Origin of the sequence: Methylophilus sp. 42 (assembly GCF_000384155.1) — a bacterium.
Lineage (GTDB): Bacteria > Pseudomonadota > Gammaproteobacteria > Burkholderiales > Methylophilaceae > Methylophilus.
The window spans coordinates 134,074-159,257 of the sequence record NZ_KB913031.1 but is presented as its reverse complement, the minus strand read 5'-3'; the positions used below and the strand labels follow the sequence as shown (position 1 = coordinate 159,257).

Genomic DNA, 25,184 nt, shown 5'->3' with positions numbered 1-25,184 from the left:
CTGACACTTCGACTTAGGAACCTAATATGGCAGGTAGTAAAGAGATTAGAACCAAGATCAAGAGTGTAGAAAATACACGCAAGATCACCAAGGCGATGGAGATGGTAGCTGCTTCTAAAATGCGTAAAGCGCAGGACAGAATGCGTGCTTCCCGCCCCTACGCGGATAAAATCCGTAACGTGGCGGCTCACCTCTCCTTTGCACAATCCGAGTATCGTCATCCGTTTTTGATTAAACGCGACGTGGTGAAAAATGTCGGCCTGATTGTGGTCAGCTCAGACAAAGGCCTGTGCGGTGGTTTGAATACCAACGTATTGCGTTTGTCGCTGAGCCAGATGAAAGCCTGGGAAGCTGAAGGCAAAGGCATCAGCGTCAGTGCGATCGGTAACAAAGGCTACGGCTTTATGAACCGTATCGGCGCGCAGGTGAAATCCCATATCACCGGTTTGGGCGATACTCCGCATCTGGAAAAGCTGATCGGCACCATCAAGGTCATGCTGGATGCGTACATTGCCGGTGAAATTGATCAGCTTTACATCTGCTATACCAAATTCATCAACACCATGAAGCAAGAGCCGACCATGCAACAATTGTTGCCATTGACCGGTGAGCAACTGGGCAGCCCGAATGGCCATTGGGATTACATCTATGAGCCTGAAGCAAAACCAGTGGTAGATGAGTTGATGACGCGTTATATCGAGTCACTGATTTACAACGCAGTGGCCGAAAACATGGCGTCCGAGCAATCTGCCCGTATGGTGGCGATGAAATCTGCTTCTGATAACGCGAAGAGCGTGATTGGTGAGCTGAAGTTGGTATACAACAAAGCCCGTCAGGCAGCGATTACCAAAGAGATTTCAGAAATCGTCGGCGGTGCGGCAGCAGTCTCCTCCTAAGGCGCGTGCGTTAAAAGCATCGTGAAAGAATTCAATTAGATCTGACTCATACAGTTAGGAAAAGAAAATGGCAAAGGCAAATCAAGCAGTAACAGGTAAAGTAGTGCAGTGTATTGGCGCTGTGGTTGACGTGGAATTTCCACGCGATCAAATGCCTAAAGTATTCGATGCATTGATTATTGATGCAAAAGACAGCAATGCAGAAGCCGGTTTGACACTGGAAGTGCAACAGCAATTGGGCGACGGCGTGGTCCGTACCATTGCCATGGGCTCTTCTGACGGTTTGGCACGTGGTACCGCCTTCAAAAACACGGGTGCAGCGATCTCTGTACCAGTGGGTGAAGGTACTTTGGGCCGTATCATGGACGTATTGGGTCGCCCAATCGATGAAGTGGGTCCAATCGACTCTACCGAGTTCCGTTCTATCCACCAGAAAGCCCCGGCTTTTGAAGAGCTGTCACCGTCTGTTGACCTGTTGGAAACAGGCATCAAGGTGATTGACCTGGTTTGCCCGTTTGCTAAAGGCGGTAAAGTGGGTCTGTTCGGCGGTGCGGGTGTAGGCAAGACCGTTAACATGCTGGAACTGATTAACAACATCGCTAAACAGCACTCCGGTTTGTCCGTATTTGCTGGTGTAGGTGAGCGTACCCGTGAAGGTAACGACTTCTACCATGAAATGGCAGATGCTGGCGTAATCAAGCTGGACAACATGAAAGAATCTAAAGTAGCCATGGTGTTCGGTCAGATGAACGAGCCTCCAGGCAACCGTCTGCGTGTAGCTCTGTCTGGTTTGACCATGGCTGAAAAATTCCGTGACGAAGGCCGTGACGTATTGTTCTTCGTGGACAACATCTACCGTTACACATTGGCCGGTACTGAAGTATCTGCGTTGCTGGGTCGTATGCCTTCAGCTGTAGGTTACCAACCTACCCTGGCTGACGAAATGGGCCGTCTGCAAGAGCGTATTACTTCTACTAAAGTGGGTTCTATTACTTCTATCCAAGCGGTTTACGTGCCTGCGGATGACTTGACTGACCCATCACCAGCAACGACTTTCCAACACTTGGACTCGACAGTTGTGTTGTCACGTGACATCGCTTCCCTGGGTATCTACCCAGCGGTTGATCCACTGGACTCTACTTCACGTCAGCTGGATCCACTGGTGGTTGGCGAAGAGCACTACTCAGTTGCGCGCTCTGTACAACAAACACTGCAACGCTACAAAGAGCTGCGTGACATTATCGCGATTCTGGGTATGGACGAATTGTCCCCAGAAGACAAGCTGGCAGTAGGCCGTGCACGTAAAATCCAACGTTTCCTGTCACAACCTTTCCACGTGGCTGAAGTGTTTACTGGCGCGCCAGGCAAATACGTGCCACTGAAAGAAACCATCAAAGGCTTTAAAGCGATTGTGGCTGGTGAATACGATCACTTGCCAGAGCAAGCGTTCTACATGGTTGGTGGTATCGAAGAAGCGGTTGAAAAGGCTAAAACACTGAACTAATAGTTGTTTGTGCGGGCGGGTTTAAATATCTGCCTGCATCACAAATTTTCAGTGATATAGAAAAGAGAACATTATGGCAAATACAGTGCATATCGATGTTGTGAGTGCCGAAGAGTCCATCTTCTCTGGTGAAGCCGAGTTTGTGGTTGCACCAGCTGGCGCAGGTGAAGTGGGTATTTATCCACATCACGCACCGATGATTACCACCATCAAGCCAGGCGCATTGCGTATCAAGCAAACTGCCGAGCAAGAAGAAACTGTGATTTATATTTCCGGCGGCATGCTGGAAGTACAACCAGGACTGGTAACAGTGCTGGCAGACACCGCGATTCGTGGCCAGGATCTGGATGAAGCAAAAGCCATCGCAGCGAAAGAAGCCGCAGAAGAAGCATTGCGTAACCGTTCTTCAGAGATCGATTACGCAGCTGCCCAGGCTGAATTGGCAGAAGCGATCGCACAAATCCAGGCAATCCAGAAATTGCGTAAATCTGTGCACTAGATTCCTGTGGAGTCTGGCAATAAAACAGGCGGCTTTCGAGCCGCCTTTTTTGTTTCTGAGATAAAATAACAGCATGACTGATTTGAATATCGTAATTCTCGCCGCGGGTAAAGGCACACGCATGCGATCAGACCTGCCCAAAGTGCTGCATGCGGTGGGCGGTAAGCCTATTCTGCATCATGTGATTGACGCGGCACGTCAGCTAAATCCACAAACCATCACGGTGGTGTATGGCTTTGGTGGCGAACAAGTACAAAAACAGACGCCAGGCGATGATTTGCAATGGGTATTGCAGGCAGAACAACTGGGCACTGGCCATGCCGTACAACAAGCCCTGCCCACCTTGCCTGATCATGGTAAAACACTCATTTTGCTAGGGGATGTGCCACTGGTCGATGTGGCGGCTTGCCGTGACATGTTGACGCAAGCCGCTCAGCACCTGGTGGTGCAGACGTTTATCAAGGCAGACCCCAGCGGTTATGGCCGTATTGTGCGTAATGACAACAACGAAGTCGTCGCGATTGTCGAGCATAAAGATGCCAGCGTAGCGCAGCGCGCGATACAGGAAGTGAATACCGGCATTATGGCGATGCCGAATGCACAGTTGAAACATTGGTTGGCTAATATCAGCAACCAGAATGCGCAACAGGAATATTATCTAACCGATATCATCGCCCTCTCCGTCAAGGAAGGCCGTGCGGTGTTACCGCATGTGGTAGCCGATGCCTGGTCGGTCACCGGCATTAACTCCAAACTCGACTTGCAGCAAATCGAGCGTGAGTACCAGCTGCGCCAGGCAACTGTCCTGATGACACAAGGCGTGACCTTGCTGGATGCGCAGCGTATTGATATCCGTGGCGCATTACAATGCGGCCGCGATGTGTTGATTGACGTGAACTGCGTCTTTGAGGGTCAGGTCACGCTTGAGGATGATGTACAGATTGGGCCGCATTGCGTGATTAAGGATGCCGTGATCGCCAAAGGCTCACGCCTGGCGGCATTTACGCATATTGATGATGCCAAGGTCGGCCCGGGCAGCAAAGTTGGCCCGTTTGCGCGTTTACGCCCTGGTACGCAGTTAGCCGCAGAGACACATGTCGGCAATTTTGTTGAAATCAAAAATGCCATGGTCGGCGTCGGCAGTAAGGTCAACCATTTGACTTATGTCGGTGATGCTAGCATTGGTGCCAATGTGAATATCGGCGCCGGTGTGATCACTTGTAATTATGACGGCGCGAACAAACATAAAACCATCATTGAGGATGATGTGTTTGTCGGCTCGGATACCCAATTAGTTGCGCCAGTGACTGTGGGCCGTGGGGCAACGATTGCAGCAGGCTCAACCATTACCAAAGATGTGCCGGCAGATAGCTTAACGCTGTGCCGCGCGCGGGAACAACGGTCAATTCAGGGATGGAAACGTCCACAAAAGGTGAAAAAATAAGCGTATGTGCGGCATTGTCGGTGCGGTCTCCAATAGAAATATCGTTCCACTCCTGATCGAGGGCTTAAGCAGGCTCGAATATCGCGGCTATGATTCGGCCGGGATTGCCGTGCTTAATCAAACCATAGAGCGCGCACGCGCGGTTGGCCGTGTCGCCGAGTTGCAATTAAAAGCACAAGGCATGCATAGCCACGTTGGCATCGGTCATACGCGCTGGGCCACACATGGTGGTGTCACCGAGCAAAATGCACACCCGCACGTCTCCCCTGGGCAAGACCAGGCGCAAATTGCCGTGGTACATAACGGCATTATCGAAAACCACGACGAACAACGTGACCGCTTAAAGGGCTTGGGCTATCAGTTTTATTCACAAACCGATACCGAAGTCATTGCCCATCTGGTGCATTATTATTATCAGCAAAGCCATGACTTGTTCACGGCGGTCAAACAGGCGATTGCAGAGCTGACAGGCGCTTATGCAATCAGCGTGATTGCTTTGGAGCACCCCCAACAAATGGTCGTTGCCCGTCTCGGCTGCCCATTGTTGATTGGCCTCGGTGATGGCGAGAATTTTGTCGCTTCTGATGTCTCAGCTGTTTTGTCTGCCACGCGCAAAGTAATCTACCTGGAAGACGGTGATGTGGCTACTTTGCAGACGGATGCCGTGGTGATTGTAGACAAACGCGGCGAAGTGGCTGAACGCAAAGTGCATATGAGTGATGTGTCACTGGCTTCGCTTGAGCTGGGCCCATATAGCCACTTTATGCAAAAAGAAATCCATGAGCAACCACGTGCGATTAGTGACACCATTGAAGCGCTGATTGACGATGGCGCGTTCAGGAGTGAGCTGTTCGGCCAATCAGCGGCTGCCGTATTTTCTCAAATTGACAGTGTATTAATCCTGGCGGCGGGCACCAGTTATTACGCCGGCCTCACCGCAAAATACTGGTTGGAAAGCATCGCAAAAATTCCGACCTCCGTGGAGATTGCCAGTGAATACCGCTACCGTGAATCTGTGCCTAATCCTAAACAGCTGATAGTCACTATTTCGCAGTCTGGCGAAACGCTGGACACCATGGAAGCGCTTAAGCACGCGCAGAAACTGGGCCACGAGCACAGCCTGGCGATTTGTAACGTGCAGGAAAGTGCGATTCCCCGCGCTTCATCATTGATTTTCTACACCCGTGCCGGCGCTGAAATCGGTGTGGCGAGCACCAAAGCGTTCACCACGCAGCTGATCGCGCTATTTGTGTTGGCAGTAACGTTAAGCAAAGCACGTGGCCTATTGAGTGGGGCACAAGAGCAGCAATATTTATCCGATCTGCGTCAGCTGACAGGTGGCGTACAGATTGCGTTGAATCTGGAACCGCAAATCCGTGAATGGGCACATCGTTTCGGCGACAAAGACCATGCCTTGTTCCTGGGACGTGGCGTGCACTTCCCGATCGCGATGGAAGGCGCACTCAAACTCAAAGAGATTTCCTATATACACGCCGAAGCCTATCCGGCCGGTGAGTTGAAACATGGCCCATTGGCATTGGTTGATAGCAATATGCCGGTGGTGGTCATCGCCCCTAACGATGCCCTGCTGGAAAAAGTAAAATCCAATATGCAGGAAGTCAAAGCGCGTGGTGGCGAGTTGTTTGTGTTTGCTGATGCCGACAGTCATTTTAAAGAGTCTGAAGGCGTACACGTGATTCGTACCCCACGTCATGTCGGTGTACTCTCGCCTATTTTGCATGCCATTCCGGTACAGTTACTGGCTTATCATGCTGCTTTGCTTAAAGGCACAGACGTGGATAAACCTCGCAACCTGGCTAAGAGTGTGACCGTAGAATAAGCGATAAAGACCTAAAAAGCCCCGATAATCGGGGCTTTTTTCGAATAAGAAAACGACCAGTTTCCCTTATACTGATCTTAGATGCTCATCAGGAAGGCAGTCATGACCACGTCGCAACACAGTATTATCGGCCGTCAGCCGATTGTTAACAGTCAACAACAGATTATCGGCTATGAGTTCTTTTTCAGGAACGATAGCAATGGCAGCAATGCGCCTTTTGAAGAGGATATTCAAACCTGCGCCAAAATCCTCTCAACTACGATTGATGAGATGCAAGAAAACTGGCTGTTGGGGCAGCAACTGGCTTTTATCAACGTTGATCATGTGATGCTTAACAGTGTATTTCTGGAGTTGATGCCGGCAGAAAAAACAGTGCTCGAGGTTGTGCACACGGTACAAGTCACGCCTGAAATCATCGCGCGCTGCGGAGAGTTAAAAGCAAATAAATTCAAGATTGCGCTGGATAACCCGCAACATCACCCCCAGCTGGAAGCGCTGATTCCCTATGCTGATTACATCAAGCTCGATATGCGTGACGTCGATATTGCCCAGGCCACGCTGTGGCTGAAAAAATATCAGGCTTCCGGTTGCAGCTTAATTGCAGAAAAAGTTGAGCAAAATGCACAATTCAGCAGCTTGCTGGACGCAGGCTACCAGCAGTTTCAAGGCTATTTTTACGCTAAACCGGAGAACCTCAACAGCAAGGTCATTAACCCCAGCTTTGATGGCGTACTGCATTTATTGAACCTGGTGAGCCAGGAGGCAGATAACAAAACCATTGAGAATGGGTTTAAGCGAGACACTACCCTGAGCTACAAACTGCTGCGTTACATTAACTCGGTTGGTTTTGGTTTGTCCTGCGAGGTGCAGTCCATTAATCATGCCTTGACGATTTTAGGCCGTAACCAGCTCTATCGCTGGTTAACGTTATTGATGGTGACGGCAGGCAATAACACCAGCTCCCCTGCCCTGATGAAAACTTCGATCACGCGCGGGCGCTTGACTGAGCTGTTGGGTGAGCCCTTTTTTGATAAGCGTGACCGTGACAATTTATTTGTGGTCGGTGTATTTTCATTACTGGATGTGATGCTGAAAGTGCCAATGGACACGGTGCTGGAGAAACTGCAACTGCCAGAGCCGATTGTGGATGCCTTGACCAAACGTGAAGGTATTTTTGGGCCGTTTCTCAAACTGACTGAAGCTTGCGAAGACGCCAATAATGAAGAAATCTTGCAACTGGCATCCTTGCTGCAATTGAATCCAGACAAAGTGAACCAGTGTCATATGGATGCCTTGGCCTGGACGGAGACTTTGGGTATTTAGTCCGCTGACCCTTGAAAAAATAAAGCGAATTCCCATATTGAACATACAGATGCTTGCAGTTTAAGGTCTGTGAATCATGTTAATCGCTTTATTTTTAAAAGGATCAACCCATGCGTACTTATGACTTAAGCCCTTTCTACAGAACCGCGATTGGTTTTGACCGTTTGGCTAAAATGCTCAACGAAAACCAGCGTAGTGAAAACGAAATCAGCTATCCGCCTTATAACATCGAACTGGTCGACGAAAACGCCTACAAAATTGTGATGGCCGTCGCCGGGTTCCAGCAGGACGAGTTGGAAATCGAAACCGAACATCAGGCTTTGCGTGTGACTGGCCGCAAAGCGAAAAGGGAACAGGAAACCACCTTTTTGCACCGTGGCATCGCCACGCGTGATTTTGAACACAAGTTCCAGTTGGCTGACCATGTCAAAGTGACTGGTGCCAACCTTGAAAACGGCCTGTTAACCATTGCCCTGCTGCGTGAAATCCCAGAGGCCTTGAAGCCACGCAAAATTGAGATCGGCACACAAGCACAAGCCAACACCACGTTTATTGAACAACGTGCCGCCGCTTAAGTGATGGCAAAATAAAAAAGGGCTGAAAGGCCCTTTTTTCATGTCGAATACTTTTATCTACAAGCTAATTTTGACCGCGCGTATTAAAATACGCACTTTCAATCACCGTCCCGGAATTTCTCATGGCGCAATATGTGATGTCCATGCTCCGCGTGAGCAAAATCGTGCCGCCCAAACGGCAAATCATTAAAAATATCTCCCTGTCATTTTTCCCGGGTGCCAAAATCGGCCTGCTGGGTTTAAATGGCTCGGGTAAATCCACTGTGTTGCGCATCATGGCGGGTGCCGATAAAGAGTACGAAGGCGAAGTACAATGGCAGCCTAATTTGTCCATCGGCTACTTGCCGCAAGAGCCTCAGCTGGATCCGGACAAAACTGTGCGTCAGGAAGTCGAAGCTGGTTTGGGTGCCATCATGGAAGCCAAGCAAAAGCTGGAAGAGATTTACGCGGCTTATGCCGAGCCAGATGCTGATTTTGACAAACTGGCCGAAGACCAGGCCAAGTATGAAAATATCCTCGCGGCCAGCGGCAGCGATGTCGAGCAACAGTTGGAAATTGCCGCCGATGCGCTGCGCCTGCCACCATGGGATGCCGTGATCGGACCATTGTCCGGTGGTGAAAAGCGTCGCGTGGCCTTATGTAAATTGCTACTCTCCAAGCCGGATATGCTGTTGCTGGATGAGCCGACCAACCACCTGGATGCGGAATCTGTGGAATGGCTGGAGCAGTTCCTGGTGCGTTTCCCGGGCACCGTGGTTGCCGTTACCCATGATCGCTACTTCCTTGATAATGCTGCTGAGTGGATCCTGGAACTGGACCGTGGCGAAGGTATTCCATGGAAAGGTAATTACTCAAACTGGCTGGAGCAAAAAGAAGACCGCTTGGCGCAAGAGCAGAAACAGGAAGATGCCCACCGCAAAGCCATGAAGCAAGAGCTGGAATGGGTGCGCCAGGGTGCAAAAGCACGCCAAAGCAAGAGCAAGGCGCGTCTGGCCCGTTACGAAGAAATGTCCAGTGTTGAGTACCAGCGCCGCAATGAAACACAGGAGATTTTTATTCCGCCAGGCGAACGCTTAGGCAATCAAGTGATTGAGTTTAATAATGTCTCCAAAGGCTTTGGCGACCGTCTGCTGATTGATAACCTGTCGTTCAGCATTCCGCCCGGTGCAATTGTCGGTGTCATCGGCCCTAACGGTGCCGGTAAATCCACCCTGTTCCGTATGTTGCAAGGTCAGGAGCAGCCGGATAACGGTGAAATTATCACAGGGCCAACCGTCAAGCTGGCAGCCGTTGATCAGTCGCGTGAAGGCTTGGATGACAGCAAAACGGTGTTTGACGTGATTTCTGGTGGCCTGGATATGTTGAATGTTGGCAAGTTTGAAATGCCAAGTCGTGCCTATATCGGCCGCTTCAACTTCAAGGGTGGCGATCAGCAAAAGGTCGTTGGCCAGCTTTCTGGCGGTGAACGCGGCCGTTTACACCTGGCTAAGACCCTGATTTCTGGCGCCAACGTCCTGCTGCTGGATGAACCGTCAAACGACCTGGACGTGGAAACCCTGCGTGCACTGGAAGATGCCTTGCTGGAGTTTGCCGGTTGCGTATTGGTCACCTCGCATGATCGCTGGTTCCTTGACCGGATTGCGACGCATATTCTGGCAGCGGAAGGTGACTCGCAATGGACCTTCTTTAACGGTAACTACCAGGAATACGAAGCCGACAAGAAAAAACGGCTGGGTGAAGAAGGCGCCAAACCCAAGCGTATCCGTTACAAACCAATCACGCGTTAAAATGAAAGCCCATTCTGTTGAATGGGCTTTTTTATGGCGAATGTTAAAAAATGTTGTAAATCATCCACAGCCGCATTTTTCAACACCTTTTAAAAAGGACGATTCTTTACAAAAATGAGCAGAAATCGCAAGATGAATCTGGATTCGTTGTAAGAATTTCTTTATTGATTATAGACAGAGGAGCGAGCGATGGCAGGTTGGTTTGAACTAACAAAAAGTGATGCAAACGGTCAATTCAGTTTTGCATTGAAGGCAGGCAATGGTGAGCAGATTCTCAAAAGCGAGCAATACACCACCAAGGCTGCGGCACAAAACGGCATTGAGTCTGTGCAAAAAAATAGTCCGCTGGATGAGCGTTATCAGAAACTGACGGCTAAAGATGGCCGCCCTTATTTCAATTTACTGGCAGGCAATAGCCAGGTCATTGGCACTAGCCAGATGTATTCTGCGGAGGCTGGGCGTGACAATGGTATTGCTTCGGTGAAAACCAATGGTGCGAGCGAAACGATTAAAGATTTGACCTAGTCAGCTCAGCGTAGGGATTAAAGCCTCGCCTTGTGCGGGGCTTTTTTCATGATGGCATCCCACACGCACGCCGGTAATAAGCGCATCAGGCGTGCTACCACGCCCATTTGCCACGGAATAATGGTAAAGCGCCGCTTGGCTGCAATCGCCCGCCGCGCTTTGCGTGCAAATACATCGGCTGCCATTAAAAACGGCATGGGATAGGTGTTGATATCGGTCATTGGCGTGCGGATATAACCAGGCGCAATGGTGGTGACGGCGATGCCGTATAACTGCATTTCCACGCGCAGGCTTTCCAGGTAAGTGATGGCGGCAGCCTTGCTGGCACTGTATGCGCCCGAGCCTGGCAGGCCGCGAATACCGGCAACACTGGCAATACCAACCAGCTGCGCAGGCTCCCCTTGGCCAGCAGCGGTTTTCATGGCTTCAATCAAAGGCTGGAAGGTATGTACCAGGCCCATGACATTCGTCTCAAACACCGCTTGAAACGCCGGAATATCTTCGGCAAACTCGGTTAAGGTGCCACGGCTGACCCCGGCGTTGCCGATGACGATATGCGGTGTGCCAAAGCGGTGCAAAAAGTCCTGCGCCATGGACTGCATTTGCGCGGCGACACGTACATCTACGCAATAAATCGCGCAGGTAGTTTGATATTGCTGCTTTAAACTGTCAGCCAGTGCCTGTAAGGCGGTTTCATTTCTACCACATAAGGCGATCTGTAGTTGCTCACCATATTGTTCAGCATAGGCGGTTGCCATCGCAGCGCCAAGGCCACTGGAGGCGCCGGTAATTAAAACACGCATGGCAGACACACTATTTTTCGACATAAAAAACATCGCAGTAAACAAATTTTAATCGGGTAGAATGCCATAAAACAATGCTTGGGGAAACGTAATGAATTTGGAAAAAGTGATTTTTGGCTTTTTTATTATTCTGGCCATGACACTCAATTTTGGTTTTTTTGTCGGCGAAATTGATAATCCGCAACACCATTTGCATTACGAATTATATGTGGCGATTGTGGTGAACCTGATTGCCACCGTCCTCAAGTTTGGTGACCGTACCCAGATAGGTGCGATTCATCTGGCCACCAGCCTGGTTGCTGACATACAACTGATTGCCGCAGCGATTATCTGGGTAGTGGCCGGGAGCAAAGGCGCAGAGCCGGAGGTGATTGTGGGCATTGTTTCCTTGTCTGGCGGTGCGTTTCTGGCCAATATCACTTCAGTGATTCTGCTGATCTACGAAACCGTGACCCTGCGCCGCTAGCGTGCATTAACGGAGACAGCGGTGAGTCTCAATCAAATCATCTTCCTGATTTTGCGGCGTATGCGTGCGCCATTGCTGATGGTCATCATTAGCTATGCCATCGCGCTGATTGGTTTCGTGCTGATCCCTGGCGTAGATGATCATGGTCAGCCTTATCGCTACGGTTTTTTTGATGCGTTTTATATTCTGAGCTATACCGCGACCACTATTGGTTTCGGTGAAATTCCCTACCCGTTCACCACGCATCAGCGTTTGTGGATGACTTTTTCGATCTACCTGACGGTCATTTCCTGGTTTTACGCCATCGGCGCGATCATTGCGCTGTTTCAGGAATCCGCCTTAAAGCTGGCGTTTAAAAACGCCATGTTTCAGCGTGATGTGAGAAACCTGATGGAACCGTTTTACCTGATTTGCGGCTATGGTGAAACAGGTGGTGAACTGGTGCGGGCGCTGGATAAAAATGAACTACGCGTTGTGGTGCTGGAGATTTCGCCGGAGCGTATCAATGAACTGGAAATGACCGATTACCAGTTCTATATCCCGCATTTGTGCGCAGACGCTAAATTGTCAGAAGTGTTGTTGTATGCTGGCATTAAAAACCCGATGTGCCGTGGTGTGGCCGCCCTGACCGATGATGATCATGCCAACCTGGCGATTTCGGTAGCCGTGAAACTGATCAAGCCAGATTTGCCGGTATTGGCACGCGTGCAAAACGATGTGATTGCCGCCAATATGGCGTCATTTGGTACTGACCGCATTATTAACCCTTACAATATTTTTGGCGAACATCTGGCCATGCGCCTGAACGCGCTGGGTACTTATTTGTTGCACGAATGGCTGACCAGGGCGCCTGGGGATGCAATTGCTACGCCAGCACCCGTGCCGCAAGGGCATTGGATCGCCTGTGGCTTCGGGCGTTTTGGCAAGTCGGTAGTCAGCAGCCTGCAAAATGGCGAGATGCATGTCACCGTGATTGAGGCTGATCCGCAGGGCACGCAATGTGAAGACTGTATTATTGGCAGCGGGGTTGAATCGCACATTCTGCAGCAGGCTGGGGTAGAGCATGCGGTGGGGATTGTTGCCGGGACCGACAATGATATTAATAATTTGTCGATTGTGATGACAGCGCTCGAACTGAATCCAAAGCTGTTCGTCATTATCCGCAAAAACAAACGGCATAATGATCCGCTGTTCCAGCACTTTAATGCTGATATCACGATGCAGCCCAGCGATGTGATTGCTCACACCTGTTTGTCTTATATGGTGTCACCGATGCTGGCGGAGTTTCTGGTAACCGCCAGGCATCAGGGTAACGCCTGGGCCAATGCCGTGATTGCGCAACTGGTTTCAAAATTAGGCGAGCAAGTGCCTGATACCTGGGATATCACCATTACAGGCGACATGGCCGTGGCTGTATGCGCCTTGATGGAGCAAGGCATACACCCTGCGCTCAAGCATTTGATGATGCGCCCGGCCGGACAGCAGCGACATGAGATGCCGGTGGTGCCATTGATGCTGGTGCGGGGTGAGCAAAAAATGTTATTGCCGGAGTTGTCCACGCCGTTGCAAATTGGCGACACGATTTTATGTTGTGGCCTGGATCAGGCCAAATCGATACAGCGTTTTGTGATGCATGATATTAAGACCTTGCATTATCTGGTGACGGGGACGGAAATGCCGGAAACCTGGATTGGGCGCTGGTTGAAGGCGGGTCGTTAACGTATTGGTTTGGATGGACTGATAAGGTGATTGTTAGATTTCCTTTCTTTTCCGACGTAACAGTATTTCGTGAGCATTTGTTGCGCCTTGTTGGCGAGTGACTTTTCTTTGCTTGCCCAAAGCGAAGATTATTCTATGATCGATCTATTTCGCCTCTCGGCGACCATTCTTTCTTATGCTTGTCCATAAGAAAGAAGGCAAAGAACAGGACACCCCAACTTCCGCTTTTATCCTGTGCTACTCGGTTTGCCGGGCGTCCATCGAAACTCGCCCTGACAAGCCACATAAGACGTGGCTTGTTGCGGAACTCGAACAGCCGATGGCCGACTGCTCCCGCCAACCCTGCGTTGCTCGGCGCGGCAGATGGGGACCCCGAAAACCTACGAGTGCCACCGTTTAGCAGGTTTAACAAAAGAATCCGGTTTTTAAACCGTCCAAACTAAATCCATGCAAGTTAGATGAGATAAATCCCATCCCATCACGCTGAGTAGCGGAGACAAAGTGGGAGTAGTCGGCCATCGGCTGTTCGAGTTCCGCGGTGGCTTGCGGGTTGTGCAAGCCGCTAGGGCGAGTTTCGATGGACGCCCACTTTGTTGAGCAACGCAAGGAAGCCTTTAGGCCGTGATGGCTGGGTGTCTTCCTCTTTGGTTACTTTCTGGGGGACAAGCACCAGAAAGTGACTCGCCTAAAGGCGAAAGAAAACGCTAGCAATGTGTGTGGTTGTTTAATGAACTGGTTTTGCCCTCGGCGTGTATCTGTGCTCATCGGTGGTCAATGAAATAGCTTTTTAGTCTTTCGAAGCATCAAAACAAAAACGCCTGATGTTGGTCACATCAGGCGTTCTTTTAATTCAAGCTGCTGGCTTATTTCTTACCGGCGGCTCGGTCTTTACGCACATTTTGAATAATGAAATCTGCGGTTTGCAGGGCCGCTTCATTACCACCGGCCATAGAGCTACCGGTGATGAATTTACCGTCGATAATCAGGGCTGGCACGCCGGTCGCGCCCGAAGCGCGGAACGTTTGCATGGCTTTATTCATTTGCATGTTGACAGCAAACGATTTGAAGGCCTTTTCTACTTTAATCTTGTCCAGCCCGCCCTGCTTGATGACCCAGTCAATCGCCGCCGCTTCGTCAGCTTGTGGACTCAGGGCTTTGCTTTTGTGGATGGCATCAAATAACTGGCTATGCAGTTTTTCAAGTACGCCGAGTTCTTGCATGGCAAAGTAAGTTTTAGCCAATGGTGCCCAGTTGGCATTGGGCAGCGCTGGGATGCGTTTGAAGTAAACATCGGCTGGCAGTTTTTTCACCCAGGCTTGCAGTGGCTGTTCCATGTGGTAACAGTGCGGGCAGCCGTACCAGAACAATTCCATGACTTCGATTTTGGCCGGTTGGTCGGTTGTGATTTGCTGCGCAACCTGATCAAACTGTTCACCCATTTGCGGGTCTGCCAGTGCTGAGGTCGCGGTAAAGCCAGCCCAAAGCATCAAACTCAACAACATATTTTTCATAAAGTCAGTTTCCTAAAGTTTTGTGGAACATCATGCAATAACGTGGCAGCTGTGCGTACGATGACAACGCGATGACAGCGGCATTAATGGGTTGAAGATTCGATATTGACCTTGATCAGATTGGCCTGGAAGCCATTGGTTTCCAGATCGTGGCTAATTTTGTTGATTTTGGCCAAGTCATTGAGCGGGCCAATACGCACGCGGTGCATGGTGCCTTTGTTGGGGATTTCTGCCGTTTGCACAAATGCTTCAAATCCGACCAGTGCCAGGCGGGTTTTGAGGTTGTTGGCATCATCCTCTTTGGCAAAAGCGCCGACTTGCACAAAATAGCTTTCTTGCTTGATGGTCGGGTTCTTTTTCACCTGCTGTTCACTGATCTTGCTCTCGGTGTCGGGCAAAATGGTGTAGAAATCAAACTTGTTGGGGTCCTCAATTGAGGCGCTACCAGGTTTGACTTCTTCTTCGGTGACGGTACTCTTGATCGGGATTTCTTGCTGGCCGTCTTCTTTTTTGAATGCGCTGGAGAATGGGCTGTGATCACCTTTGATGTAGATAATCAGGGCCACGGTCAGCGCGACGCCCAGAAACAGGCCGACCAGCAGGCCATTAAAGAAAGTACTGCCGCTGCTTTTGCTTTTTGCTTTGGCTTGTGAGGGTTTGTAGTCGCGACTCATTGTGAGGTTAACCAATCAATTCAGCAGTCATTAAAGGGATGCTTACATTTTTTCCGGCGCGCCAACGCCCAATAACGCCAAGCCATTACGCAACACCGTGCGGGTGGCGGTGATCAGCGCCAAACGTGCCAGTTTGACTTGTTCGTCATCCACCAAAAATTTGGTGTCATTGTAATAACTATGCAAGGCACTGGCTAGCTCCTTGAGGTAGTTGGCCACCATGTGCGGTGCCAATGCCTGGCAGGCACTGCTCACCACTTCAGGGTATTGCCCCAGCGCTTGCATCAGCGCTGTCTCTGTGGCGCTTTGCAGCGGTGACAGTTCAGCCGCCGTTAAATTGGCCACGTCGCCGCTCCATTGGTTGAGTACGCTGCAAATGCGGGCATGTGCATACTGAATGTAATAGACTGGGTTGTCGTTGGTTTGCGCGCGCGCCAGGTCGATATCGAATACCAGTTGCGAGTCCGGGCTACGGGCTGCCAGGAAATAACGCGTGGCGTCGCAGCCGACTTCTTCAATCAGGTCACGCAAGGTGACGTAGCTACCGGCGCGCTTGGACAATTTGACCTCTTCGCCACCGCGCATGACGGTCACCATCTGGTGCAGTACGTATTCCGGCCAGCCTTGCGGGATGCCGACATCCAATGCCTGCAAGCCTGCGCGCACACGGGTAATGGTGCTGTGATGGTCTGCACCCTGCTCGTTGATCACGCGTTTGAAGCCACGGTTCCATTTTTCGCGATGGTAAGCGACATCCGGCACAAAATAGGTAAAACCACCTTCTTTTTTGCGCATGACGCGGTCTTTATCATCGCCAAATTCGGTGGTGCGCAGCCACAAGGCGTCATCCAGCTCGTAGGTGTGGCCGCTGGCAATCAGTGATTGCACAGTGTTCTCTACTTTGCCTTCGCTATATAAGGCACTTTCGAGTGAAAACACGTCAAATTTGATCTGGAAAGCTTGCAAGTCCAAATCTTGCTCATGACGCAAATAAGCCACGGCAAACTTGCGGATGGACTCGGTATCTGCCACATCGCCGCTGGCGGTTACTTGCATATCGTCAGCGGTGATGGTGGCTTTGGCCAGGTAGGCTTGCGCAATATCGACGATATAGTCGCCGCGGTAGCCGTCTTCCGGGAAGCCGGCATCGTCAGGGTTGATACCTTGCACGCGCGCCAATACTGACTTGGTCAGGTTGTCGATCTGGGCACCGGCATCGTTATAGTAGAACTCACGGGTCACTTCCCAGCCATTGGCATCCAGCAGGCGGCACAAACAGTCGCCCACCGCTGCACCACGGCCATGGCCGACGTGCAAAGGTCCGGTCGGGTTGGCCGAGACAAATTCCACTTGCACTTTTGCCGCCTGGCCAGCCTGGTTGCGACCAAACGCAGCGCCTGCTTGCAGAACTTCGTGCACAATTGCCTGTTTGCTGTCAGCCGATACAAAGAAGTTAATAAAGCCTGCACCGGCGATATCGACTTTGCTAATGACATTGTTGGCGGGCAAGGCATCAATAATCTGCTGTGCAATCGCACGCGGATTTTGCTTTAAAGGCTTGGCCAGTTGCATGGCGATATTAGTCGCAAAATCACCGTGGTCGGCAGACTTTGGCCGCTCAAGAATGATAGTGAGGCTGGAGGTATCTTCTACCAGTGGTTTCACTGCTTGCAGAATGAGTGCTGTGATCGTTTGTTTCAAGGTTAAAATGGTGCTGAATAATCAAACCGCCATTTTAACCTAATTAAGCATTTTCACCCATGTGTTCAACTGTCACCGACCTTCAGGCCGCAACCCCTGCCAGTATTGTGCGCGTGGTGCTGGACGTGCCACTGGATCGCCAGTTTGATTATTTAAACCCCGGCTTGCCGATCTGTGTAGGCAATCGTGTCGTGGTGCCTTTTGCCGGGCGGCAATTGGTGGGCATTGTCATGGCGCTGCTGAGCGAAACTGATGTGCCGGCGCACAAACTCAAAGCCGTGCTGCAAGTGTTTGATGACGTGCCATTTGACGCCGCGACCTTGAAGTTGCTGCGGTTCTGCGCTGACTATTATCATTATCCTTTTGGGCAGACGGTGCTGGCCAGCTTACCACTGCGTTTGCGTCAGATTAAGCCGGCAGTGACGCGGAAAATGTGGCTGTACCAGTTGGCGAAAGCCATTCCGGAAGACTTTATTGGTAAACGGCAACAAGTGCTGGCCAGACTGGTGGCGTCCCTGCGCCAGCATGGTGAATGCAGTGAAGCGATGTTGAGTGAGGTGTCTGCCACCTGGCGTAAAGCCATACAGCCATTGCTGGATGATGGCTATGTCTCCAGGCGTGAAGTGATTGCCACGCGCCCTTCCCTGCCTGCATCGGATCTGGAACCGACACTGAATGATGAGCAGGCCCAGGCAGTCAAGGCGATTTTGGGCGATGTAGATCGTTTTCAACCCTGGTTGTTATTCGGAGTCACCGGCTCGGGTAAAACCGAGGTCTATATTCGATTGCTGCAAACCGTGCTCGCGGAGCCACAGGCGCAAGCACTGATCATGGTGCCTGAAATTAACCTCACGCCACAACTGGAGAGCCGTTTTCGTAGTCGCTTAAGTCAATTCTCACTGGTGACTCTACATAGCCATTTGAGCGAGAGTGAGCGCTTGCAAAACTGGCAGGCAGCGCAGTCTGGCGCAGCCCGCATTGTTATCGGCACGCGTTTGAGTGTCTTCACACCCATGCCGCATCTGAAATTGATGATTCTGGATGAAGAGCACGATACCTCTTACAAGCAGCAGGATGGCATGCGTTACCATGCGCGGGATGTCGCACTGGTTCGTGCCAAGCAATGCCGGATCCCGGTGGTGTTAGGTAGCGCGACACCTTCGCTGGAAAGCTGGTACAACGCGATGGGTGACCAGGGGCAAGGGGTGCCCAATGCCAGAAAAGCCAGCTATCGCTTGCTGACGCTGACCAAACGGGCGGCGGCCCAGGCAAAATTGCCACGTATTTTTTGTATTGATACCACGCACAGCCCGCCGGAAGCCGGGCTGACGCCGCAATTAAAACAGGCCATTGAGCTGCGTTTGCAGCGCGGTGAGCAAAGCCTGCTGTTTATTAATCGCCGCGGTTATGCACCGGTATTGCATTGTTCCGCCTGCCAATGGCTGGCGGATTGCCGCCGCTGCTCTGCCAAGGCGGTATTGCATTTGCGCCAGCGCGTCTTGCGTTGCCATCACTGCGGTGATGAGCAGCCGATTCCGGTGCAATGCCCAAGTTGCGGTAATCCTGATTTGCGCCCGGTTGGCCAGGCCACGCAGCGGGTTGAAGAAAGCATGCAGCAGCTGTTTCCGCAAGCGCGCGTTGCCAGGGTGGACCGCGACACCATACAGGCCAAGGATGCTTTAACGGAGCTGTTGTCCGCGGTACATGCGGGTCAAGTTGATATTTTAATCGGGACGCAAATGCTGGCCAAAGGCCATGATTTTGCCAATTTGACGCTGGTGGGTGTGTTGGATATAGACAGTGCGTTATATAGCCCGGATTATCGTGCTAGCGAGCGCCTGTTTGCCCAGCTCATGCAAGTGGCGGGCCGGGCTGGTCGCGGCGATAAGCCCGGTGAGGTGTTGATACAAACTGCTTTTCCGCAGCATGCCTTGTTTGCTGCGTTGCGCGAGCAGAATTATGCCGCTTTTGCTGACGATTTGTTGCAGGAGCGTATGGCCATGCAGTTTCCGCCTGCGACCTATATCGCGGTGATGAAGGCCGAAGCGGCCGATTACAGTCTGGTAAATCAGTTTTTAACTGACTTTAGCCAGGCGGCCAGGGACTATGTCACTGCGCAAGCGGCAACCCTGCCTGACCAACCTTTGGTCTATGACCCGGTGCGTCCCGGCATCGCCAGACTTAACCGCATGGAGCGCGGGTATGTGATGTTGCAGTCTGCACATCGCGGCGCCTTACAGCAGCTATTGCAGGTGGCGGTGGACTGGGTCAGGACACATCCGCTGCAAGCAAAAATCCGCTGGGTGCTGGATGTGGATGCCTTGGAGTACTAGCAAAAGTTACAAATATGCTACTAAATAGACTTTTATTTGTAAAATAACGTTAGCATTTGACTGTTTTTTAAAGTAAATTTTGGCGTTGTTATACTATTGAAAAGATTATAGATTTTATAAAGCTTGTGGGGAGTCATCTTGAAAACACAATTAAAGCGTATAGGCCTGTTGCAGTTATTGGCATTGGGTTATACATCGCAAGTACTGGCTGGGGGCGTATCGTTGCCAGACATTCAGCAAAATTTACCTAGACCGGTATTGCCTGAACCAAGACCTATTCTTCAGGTGCCTGCAGAAACACCGGTACCAGAAAAGAAACAAAAAAAATCCAGCCTCAAGATTGTTGTAAAGGAATTTAAATTTTCCGGCAACAAACAGTTTTCAGATGAAGTGCTGGCGGCGCAACTTGTGCACCTGACCGGCCATGAAATTGGCATGCGTGAGCTGAATGAAGCGGTGGGTACGATTCGTAACTACTACCGCCAGCGTGGCTACATGCTGACGCAAGTATATTTGCCAACACAGGATTTGCAGAAAACCACAGAAGCAGAAGCCGTGGTAGAGCTTTCTATCCTGGAAGGGACCCTAGGCGAAGTGAAAGCAGAAGCTGGGCAAGGCCTGGACCAAGATTACTTCCAGTCGTTATCAGAGTACGGCCTGAATAAAGGTGATGTGCTCAATGAGCGCAACCTAGTGCGTAACATTATGGTGATGAACGGTTTGCCAGGCATTCAGGTGACTTCACAGTTGAACCCTGGTGAGGCTGTTGGTAGCTCGGATGTGGCCGTAGCGGTGGAACCACGCATCCCTCGTGTCACTGGTTTTGTCAGTGCGAATAATTATGGCAACCGCTACACAAACCGTGAAACCTTAGGGTTTGGTGTTGCCGTCAATAACCTTCGCGGCCATGGTGACCAACTGGCGGTGGTCGGTAAAACTTCCAGAGATGAAGGGCAGCGTTCTATCAGCGGTTTGTACTTTACGCCGGTAGGTAGCGCGGGCACGATTATGAATCTAGCCTACAGCTATGTGGATTACAAACTTGGCGGTGAGTTTAAACAGTTTGATGCGTCTGGTGATGCCCATTATTTTTACGGCTCGCTTGAGCATCCCTTGCTGCGTGAAACCAAAAAAGGGGTTGCATTCAAGGTCGGTGGCAACTACAAGATTTTAGATGATGATGTGGGTACGTCGATTAATAATCGTCGCGATATCAGCAGCCTGGAATTAGGCCTGGTTGGTGACTGGATTAATGATATCGGCAGCGTGGCTTATCAATGGAGCTTTTTGGTTACAGGCGGTAACGTTTCATACAAAGATGGTGCGGCAAAAGCCACTGACAAAAACCAGCTGGATACGCAAGGTAGCTTTATCAAATGGAACTGGACCTCTAGTCGCACGCAGGTGTTTGAGAATGGTGTGAACTGGATCGTGCGTGCTGATTACCAGGGTGCCGGTAATAACCTGGATATTGCAGAACGATTCGCCATTGGTGCCATTAACCGTTGGCGTCAATACTCGGAAATCCCAAGCCAGGCTGATCAGGGCTGGATGGTGGGCACGGATGTACGCAGAACTTTTGTATCTAGCGCCGCTGATGTCACGCCTTATATTCAGTCTGTGACGCCATTTGCATTCTATGATGCAGGTCGCGGCAAGCTCAACCATGACCCGATTGGGAGTAGTAACTATGTGAGATCTAACACGGTTGGCGTGGGTACGGATATCCAGTTTCCTGGCCAATGGATCTTAACAACCACCTATACCCAGCAAAAACGTGATCTGGATGGTGCGGCCAGCAACACAGAGTATCAACTCTGGGGCCAGTTAAGAAAAAATTTCTAGTTTTAAATCTGTAGTAAACAATGACCCGGGCAAAAGCCTGGGCATAAAAAATAAGTAGCCTGCGTGAGTGTGGATTCATCCAATTGGAGTTGGATGAATTGAGGTCGCATTAGTCATAGTGGGCTACATACAAAAATAATTTCCTGAACCAAAATTACACCCATATCAGGAAAAGAGAGAAGTGATAGTAACCCGCTGGCCCTCATCAGGATCAGTGGCGTTTCTTACTAAAGGAGAAGTGTCATGAAAGCAGCATCCTTAAACCATGTTTATCGTCTGGTCTGGAGCAAATTCCAGCAAGCTTGGGTCGCAGTGGCCGAAACTACCCGCGCACATGGTAAATCCAATGTTAACGGGCAAGTGGGCGAAGCGCCAGCGACAAGCAGCGTGCTTGACGCATCACTGACCTCTTCTACCAAATGGCGTTTTGTGGTGGCCAGTGCCTTTGCAGCTGCAGTCATGCCACTTTCATCAATTGCTGACACCAACGTAGTCGCTGGTGTGGTTGCAGGTGACCTGACAGTGAAAGATGTGAGTGCCACACATACACAGTATATCCATACCGCCAATGTCAACATCGTTGATTTTTACAAGTTCGGCGTGATGAAAGGCCATCAACTGGATGTTGTGATGCCTGACGCGGGGAGAGCGCTCTACCGCGTGATTGGCAACAGCCGCTCCGAAATTATGGGGACATTGAACTCTAACGGTAGCCTGGTTCTGGTTAACCAGAATGGTATTTTGTTCGGCAAAGGCGCTGAAGTGAACGTCGGTAATATCGTGGCTTCTACCTTGAATATTTCCAATGAAGCTTTCTTGCAGGGAAATTATAAATTTACCGCCGGTGATCTGGTTGGCAATGTTGAAAACCGTGGTTTCATTAAAACTAAGGATGATGGCTATATCGTCATGCTGGGCAAAAAGGTTGTGAATACGGGTACGCTTGTTGCAAACAATGGAAGTGTAGTGCTGGCTTCAGCAAAAGAAGTGGTTCTGGATTTTTATGGTAATGGCTTGGTGAGAGCTAACTTAACTGGGCAGGCAGCAGAGGCTTTGGTTAAAAACAGTGGTCTGATTCAGGCCGATGGCGGCTTGGTGCAAATGGCAACCAATGCCCGCTCTGCCGCGATCAATATTTCAGGCATTGTTGAAGCCAACCAGTTGGTTGAGCATGAAGGTGTGATCCGTCTTGAAGGTGGTGATAACGCCAAAGTCGAGGTGTCTGGTCAGTTGCTTGCTAAAGGTCAAGGCACGACAGGCGGCACGATTGAGGTGACCGGCGAACAAGTGGCACTGATGAATGGTGCTTTGCTAGATGCCTCTGGTGATAAAGGTGGCGGCAAGGTGCTGGTTGGTGGTGATTATCAAGGTAAAAACGACGCCGTTTATAACTCAAGAACCACTTATGTGGCCAGTGGCGCAACGATCAAGGCTGACGCACTGCAGCAAGGTAACGGTGGTAAAGTAGTTGTCTGGGCCAATGATTTGACCCGTTATTACGGCAGCATTTCTGCACAAGGTGGCGCTACCAGTGGTAATGGTGGTTTTGTTGAGGTGTCAGGCAAGCAAAACCTGGCCTTTCTTGGTACGGTAAATGTCGCTGCGGCTAATGGCATCGGCGGTACAGTTTTGCTGGATCCTGAAACAATCAATTTGATCAGCGGCGGTTCCACACCGACAGATAATGCGTCAGGCACACCAGACGTGGCATTTGCCGATAATGCCGGCGGCACAACTAACATTAATGTCGCAGGTATCACAGGCTTTAACGAGTTGTTCTTGCAAGCAACACAGGACATTAACGTAAATGCAGCTGTCACAATGACAAACCTGGCTGGCAATATTCGCTTTGAGGCTGGCAATGATATTAATGTGAATGCCGCATTGACTACTACAGGTACTGGCAGCATCAATCTGAAGGCCGATGCTGATAATAGCGGTGTTGGTAACCTGGCGATTGGTGCCAATATTACTGGTCGAGGCGGCGTGATTCTGTCTGCTGCTACTTTAACTCACACAGCAGGTAACATTAGCGCCAGTGGTGATATCACCGGTTTTGGTCATGCGGGTAGTGTAAGTATTACTGTGGCAGGCCTGGCAGATTTAGGTTCTGCCAATATTACTGCGAACGGACGTTCTGCTTCAAGCGCCAACAATGGATTTAATGGCGGTAGCGTGGTGATTAAGGCCGGTAGCCTGAATATGACAGGTAATATTGATACCAGAGGCTCTGCTTCCGGCACACCAGGAACCGGGACATCCACACCACCTTTGGGTACAGGCGGCACAGGTGGTAAGGTCGACATTACAACTACCGGTGATGCAAAAGTTGGCAATATTACAACTGGTGCGGGTAATGCGGGTCGCAATTCAATCGTTTCTACGGCTTCTGGTGAAGTGAGTGTTAAGAGCACTTCTGGCAATGTGACCGTTGGCGATGTGACGACCAAGGGTGGTTTTAACTCGATTGGTAATAAAGTGACGCTCTCAGCGGCTAACGGTAGCGTGACTGCTGGCAGTATTGATACCAGCGCTGGCACAGGCCGTAATAATACAGATGGTAAGAGTGCAGGTGCGGTGAATATTACCGCTGGTACAGGCATTACGACCCAATCTATCGTCGCTTCTGGCGCTGATGGCAATGGTACAAACAAATCTGGCGGTGCAGCGGGTGCTGTGACATTAAAAACGACAACAGGTGACGTCAGCTTTGGCGCGATCACTTCGCTGCCGGGTGCTAAGACTGGTACCGGCATTGCTGGTAATGGCGCTAAGATTCTTGTGCAAGCTGGCCAAGATGTAAACATGAATGGCAATATTTTGAGTGGTAGCAATGCCACTGATGCTGTACAACTGGTTGCAGGCCGTAACTTCAAGAATAACACCAATTCAAGTATCACCACTGGGGCAACTGGACGCTGGACAATTTACAGCAATGACCCAACCGGTGACGTAAAAGGTAGCAACTTGCTGGCGACTTATGACTACAAACAATACGGCACGGCATTTGGTGGCGCATTGTTAGGGACTGGTAACGGTTTTGTACATCAAGTGACACCAACAGTGACCGCGACCTTGTCCGGGACATCCACTAAAGTCTTTGATGGCACGAATACCGTGACTGATCTGAGTGGGTTGAATCTGACGACTGGCGGCGTGCTGGATAATGATGTTGTGACCTTCTCGCCAGCAGCGTTAACAAGCGCATCGTTCGATACCGCAGCGGTTGGTGCAGGTAAGGCCATTACGACCGGTGCGACGACGATTACCAGTGCGGTGACCAATGAGGGTAAAGTTATTTACAATGGCTATACCACGGTAAGCAATAACTCTACTGCGACGGGCAGCATTACAGCTGTACCCGTCACACCAGTCGCTGCGTTTGCATCACCACGTGATGATGCCGGTTTGGGTGGCTTGATTCCAAACAACCCGATATTGAATACGATGTTTATCGTTTCTCTGAACCCTGCTGCTGGTGATGAGGAAGATCTGGATGCGGTCGCTTGCCCAACCAATGAAGATAGCCTGGGTAGTACGCCTATCCTGAGTTCTGGCGTGAAATTGCCAGATGGTGTGAACTCAAATTGTATTTAATCACATGCGTTTAACAAAAGCCGGACAACTGTCCGGCTTTTGTTTTTGTGCTGAATAATGTTTTGTATTCGACGATACACCAAGTAAAATAGCGGTCATTCGTTCGCGGCTGTAGTTCAATGGTAGAACGCCAATCAATGAT

The 25,184-nt window shown here is 50.5% G+C and carries 18 protein-coding genes; 14 read left to right on the top strand and 4 right to left on the bottom strand.

From position 1 onward, the window contains the following. Positions 1–26 precede the first annotated feature (26 nt). The 9 genes from atpG to MET42_RS0100690 all read left to right on the top strand — a co-directional run bounded on the left by atpG (position 27) and on the right by MET42_RS0100690 (position 10,393). Positions 27–896, top strand: coding sequence for a F0F1 ATP synthase subunit gamma (gene atpG / locus MET42_RS0100730; protein ID WP_019880762.1), 870 nt, complete (start codon positions 27–29; stop codon positions 894–896). A 67-nt stretch (positions 897–963) separates the two neighbouring features. After that, complete coding sequence (atpD, locus tag MET42_RS0100725) at positions 964–2,400, top strand: F0F1 ATP synthase subunit beta (protein WP_019880760.1); 1,437 nt, start codon at positions 964–966, stop codon at positions 2,398–2,400. 73 nt (positions 2,401–2,473) lie between these two features. Then, entirely contained in the window at positions 2,474–2,899 is a 426-nt protein-coding gene (locus tag MET42_RS0100720) for a F0F1 ATP synthase subunit epsilon (protein WP_019880759.1), read from the top strand. A 73-nt stretch (positions 2,900–2,972) separates the two neighbouring features. Next, positions 2,973–4,343 (top strand): bifunctional UDP-N-acetylglucosamine diphosphorylase/glucosamine-1-phosphate N-acetyltransferase GlmU, encoded by a 1,371-nt coding sequence (gene glmU, locus MET42_RS0100715; protein WP_029512276.1) that lies wholly within the window; start codon positions 2,973–2,975, stop codon positions 4,341–4,343. 4 nt (positions 4,344–4,347) lie between these two features. After that, positions 4,348–6,183: a glutamine--fructose-6-phosphate transaminase (isomerizing) gene (gene glmS / locus MET42_RS0100710; RefSeq protein ID WP_019880757.1), complete on the top strand. Its 1,836-nt coding sequence runs from the start codon at positions 4,348–4,350 to the stop codon at positions 6,181–6,183. Between the two features lie 102 nt (positions 6,184–6,285). Next, positions 6,286–7,506, top strand: a complete 1,221-nt coding sequence (locus MET42_RS0100705) for an EAL and HDOD domain-containing protein (RefSeq protein ID WP_019880756.1) — start codon at positions 6,286–6,288, stop codon at positions 7,504–7,506. 110 nt (positions 7,507–7,616) lie between these two features. Further along, the gene (locus MET42_RS0100700; RefSeq protein WP_019880755.1) at positions 7,617–8,081 is read left to right on the top strand and encodes an Hsp20 family protein; all 465 of its coding nucleotides are present in this window, start codon (positions 7,617–7,619) and stop codon (positions 8,079–8,081) included. A gap of 122 nt (positions 8,082–8,203) precedes the next feature. Then, positions 8,204–9,868 (top strand): energy-dependent translational throttle protein EttA, encoded by a 1,665-nt coding sequence (gene ettA, locus MET42_RS0100695; protein ID WP_019880754.1) that lies wholly within the window; start codon positions 8,204–8,206, stop codon positions 9,866–9,868. Between the two features lie 189 nt (positions 9,869–10,057). Beyond that, positions 10,058–10,393, top strand: a complete 336-nt coding sequence (locus MET42_RS0100690; RefSeq protein WP_019880753.1) for a YegP family protein — start codon at positions 10,058–10,060, stop codon at positions 10,391–10,393. A 17-nt stretch (positions 10,394–10,410) separates the two neighbouring features. Here MET42_RS0100690 and MET42_RS0100685 read toward each other — a convergent pair whose 3' ends face one another. Beyond that, on the bottom strand, positions 10,411–11,229 hold the full coding sequence (locus tag MET42_RS0100685) for an SDR family oxidoreductase (RefSeq protein ID WP_019880751.1): 819 nt from the start codon (positions 11,227–11,229) through the stop codon (positions 10,411–10,413). A gap of 58 nt (positions 11,230–11,287) precedes the next feature. On the opposite strand from MET42_RS0100685, the gene MET42_RS0100680 reads away from it, so the two are divergent. Together MET42_RS0100680 and MET42_RS0100675 are read left to right on the top strand one after the other, a co-directional pair. After that, complete coding sequence (locus tag MET42_RS0100680; protein WP_019880750.1) at positions 11,288–11,662, top strand: DUF6394 family protein; 375 nt, start codon at positions 11,288–11,290, stop codon at positions 11,660–11,662. A gap of 60 nt (positions 11,663–11,722) precedes the next feature. Continuing rightward, positions 11,723–13,381 (top strand): TrkA family potassium uptake protein, encoded by a 1,659-nt coding sequence (locus tag MET42_RS0100675; RefSeq protein ID WP_019915199.1) that lies wholly within the window; start codon positions 11,723–11,725, stop codon positions 13,379–13,381. Between the two features lie 863 nt (positions 13,382–14,244). Here the strand turns inward: MET42_RS0100675 and MET42_RS0100665 are convergent. From MET42_RS0100665 to argS, 3 genes are all read right to left on the bottom strand, one after another. Next, positions 14,245–14,892, bottom strand: coding sequence for a thiol:disulfide interchange protein DsbA/DsbL (locus MET42_RS0100665; protein ID WP_019880747.1), 648 nt, complete (start codon positions 14,890–14,892; stop codon positions 14,245–14,247). Positions 14,893–14,975: 83 nt separating this feature from the next. After that, entirely contained in the window at positions 14,976–15,566 is a 591-nt protein-coding gene (locus MET42_RS0100660; protein ID WP_019880746.1) for an SPOR domain-containing protein, read from the bottom strand. A 42-nt stretch (positions 15,567–15,608) separates the two neighbouring features. Next, positions 15,609–17,267 carry an arginine--tRNA ligase gene (gene argS / locus MET42_RS0100655; protein WP_019880745.1) on the bottom strand — a complete coding sequence of 553 codons (1,659 nt, stop codon included), beginning with the start codon at positions 17,265–17,267 and terminating at the stop codon, positions 15,609–15,611. A 59-nt stretch (positions 17,268–17,326) separates the two neighbouring features. Between argS and MET42_RS0100650 the strand changes: the two genes are divergently transcribed. The 3 genes from MET42_RS0100650 to MET42_RS0100640 all read left to right on the top strand — a co-directional run bounded on the left by MET42_RS0100650 (position 17,327) and on the right by MET42_RS0100640 (position 25,042). Then, a complete protein-coding gene (locus tag MET42_RS0100650) occupies positions 17,327–19,600 on the top strand; it encodes a primosomal protein N' (protein WP_019880744.1) in 2,274 nt (757 codons plus the stop codon). 138 nt (positions 19,601–19,738) lie between these two features. Continuing rightward, entirely contained in the window at positions 19,739–21,445 is a 1,707-nt protein-coding gene (locus MET42_RS0100645; protein ID WP_019880742.1) for a ShlB/FhaC/HecB family hemolysin secretion/activation protein, read from the top strand. A gap of 243 nt (positions 21,446–21,688) precedes the next feature. Continuing rightward, the gene (locus MET42_RS0100640; RefSeq protein ID WP_019880741.1) at positions 21,689–25,042 is read left to right on the top strand and encodes a filamentous hemagglutinin N-terminal domain-containing protein; all 3,354 of its coding nucleotides are present in this window, start codon (positions 21,689–21,691) and stop codon (positions 25,040–25,042) included. Positions 25,043–25,184 lie beyond the last annotated feature (142 nt).

Bases quoted from the DNA above. Each gene is read 5' to 3' on its own strand.
- atpG (WP_019880762.1), top strand. From the start codon at position 27: ATGGCAGGTAGTAAAGAGATTAGAACCAAGATCAAGAGTGTAGAAAAT.
- atpD (WP_019880760.1), top strand. From the start codon at position 964: ATGGCAAAGGCAAATCAAGCAGTAACAGGTAAAGTAGTGCAGTGTATT.
- MET42_RS0100720 (WP_019880759.1), top strand. From the start codon at position 2,474: ATGGCAAATACAGTGCATATCGATGTTGTGAGTGCCGAAGAGTCCATC.
- glmU (WP_029512276.1), top strand. From the start codon at position 2,973: ATGACTGATTTGAATATCGTAATTCTCGCCGCGGGTAAAGGCACACGC.
- glmS (WP_019880757.1), top strand. From the start codon at position 4,348: ATGTGCGGCATTGTCGGTGCGGTCTCCAATAGAAATATCGTTCCACTC.
- MET42_RS0100705 (WP_019880756.1), top strand. From the start codon at position 6,286: ATGACCACGTCGCAACACAGTATTATCGGCCGTCAGCCGATTGTTAAC.
- MET42_RS0100700 (WP_019880755.1), top strand. From the start codon at position 7,617: ATGCGTACTTATGACTTAAGCCCTTTCTACAGAACCGCGATTGGTTTT.
- ettA (WP_019880754.1), top strand. From the start codon at position 8,204: ATGGCGCAATATGTGATGTCCATGCTCCGCGTGAGCAAAATCGTGCCG.
- MET42_RS0100690 (WP_019880753.1), top strand. From the start codon at position 10,058: ATGGCAGGTTGGTTTGAACTAACAAAAAGTGATGCAAACGGTCAATTC.
- MET42_RS0100685 (WP_019880751.1), bottom strand. From the start codon at position 11,229: ATGTTTTTTATGTCGAAAAATAGTGTGTCTGCCATGCGTGTTTTAATT.
- MET42_RS0100680 (WP_019880750.1), top strand. From the start codon at position 11,288: ATGAATTTGGAAAAAGTGATTTTTGGCTTTTTTATTATTCTGGCCATG.
- MET42_RS0100675 (WP_019915199.1), top strand. From the start codon at position 11,723: ATGCGTGCGCCATTGCTGATGGTCATCATTAGCTATGCCATCGCGCTG.
- MET42_RS0100665 (WP_019880747.1), bottom strand. From the start codon at position 14,892: ATGAAAAATATGTTGTTGAGTTTGATGCTTTGGGCTGGCTTTACCGCG.
- MET42_RS0100660 (WP_019880746.1), bottom strand. From the start codon at position 15,566: ATGAGTCGCGACTACAAACCCTCACAAGCCAAAGCAAAAAGCAAAAGC.
- MET42_RS0100650 (WP_019880744.1), top strand. From the start codon at position 17,327: ATGTGTTCAACTGTCACCGACCTTCAGGCCGCAACCCCTGCCAGTATT.
- MET42_RS0100640 (WP_019880741.1), top strand. From the start codon at position 21,689: ATGAAAGCAGCATCCTTAAACCATGTTTATCGTCTGGTCTGGAGCAAA.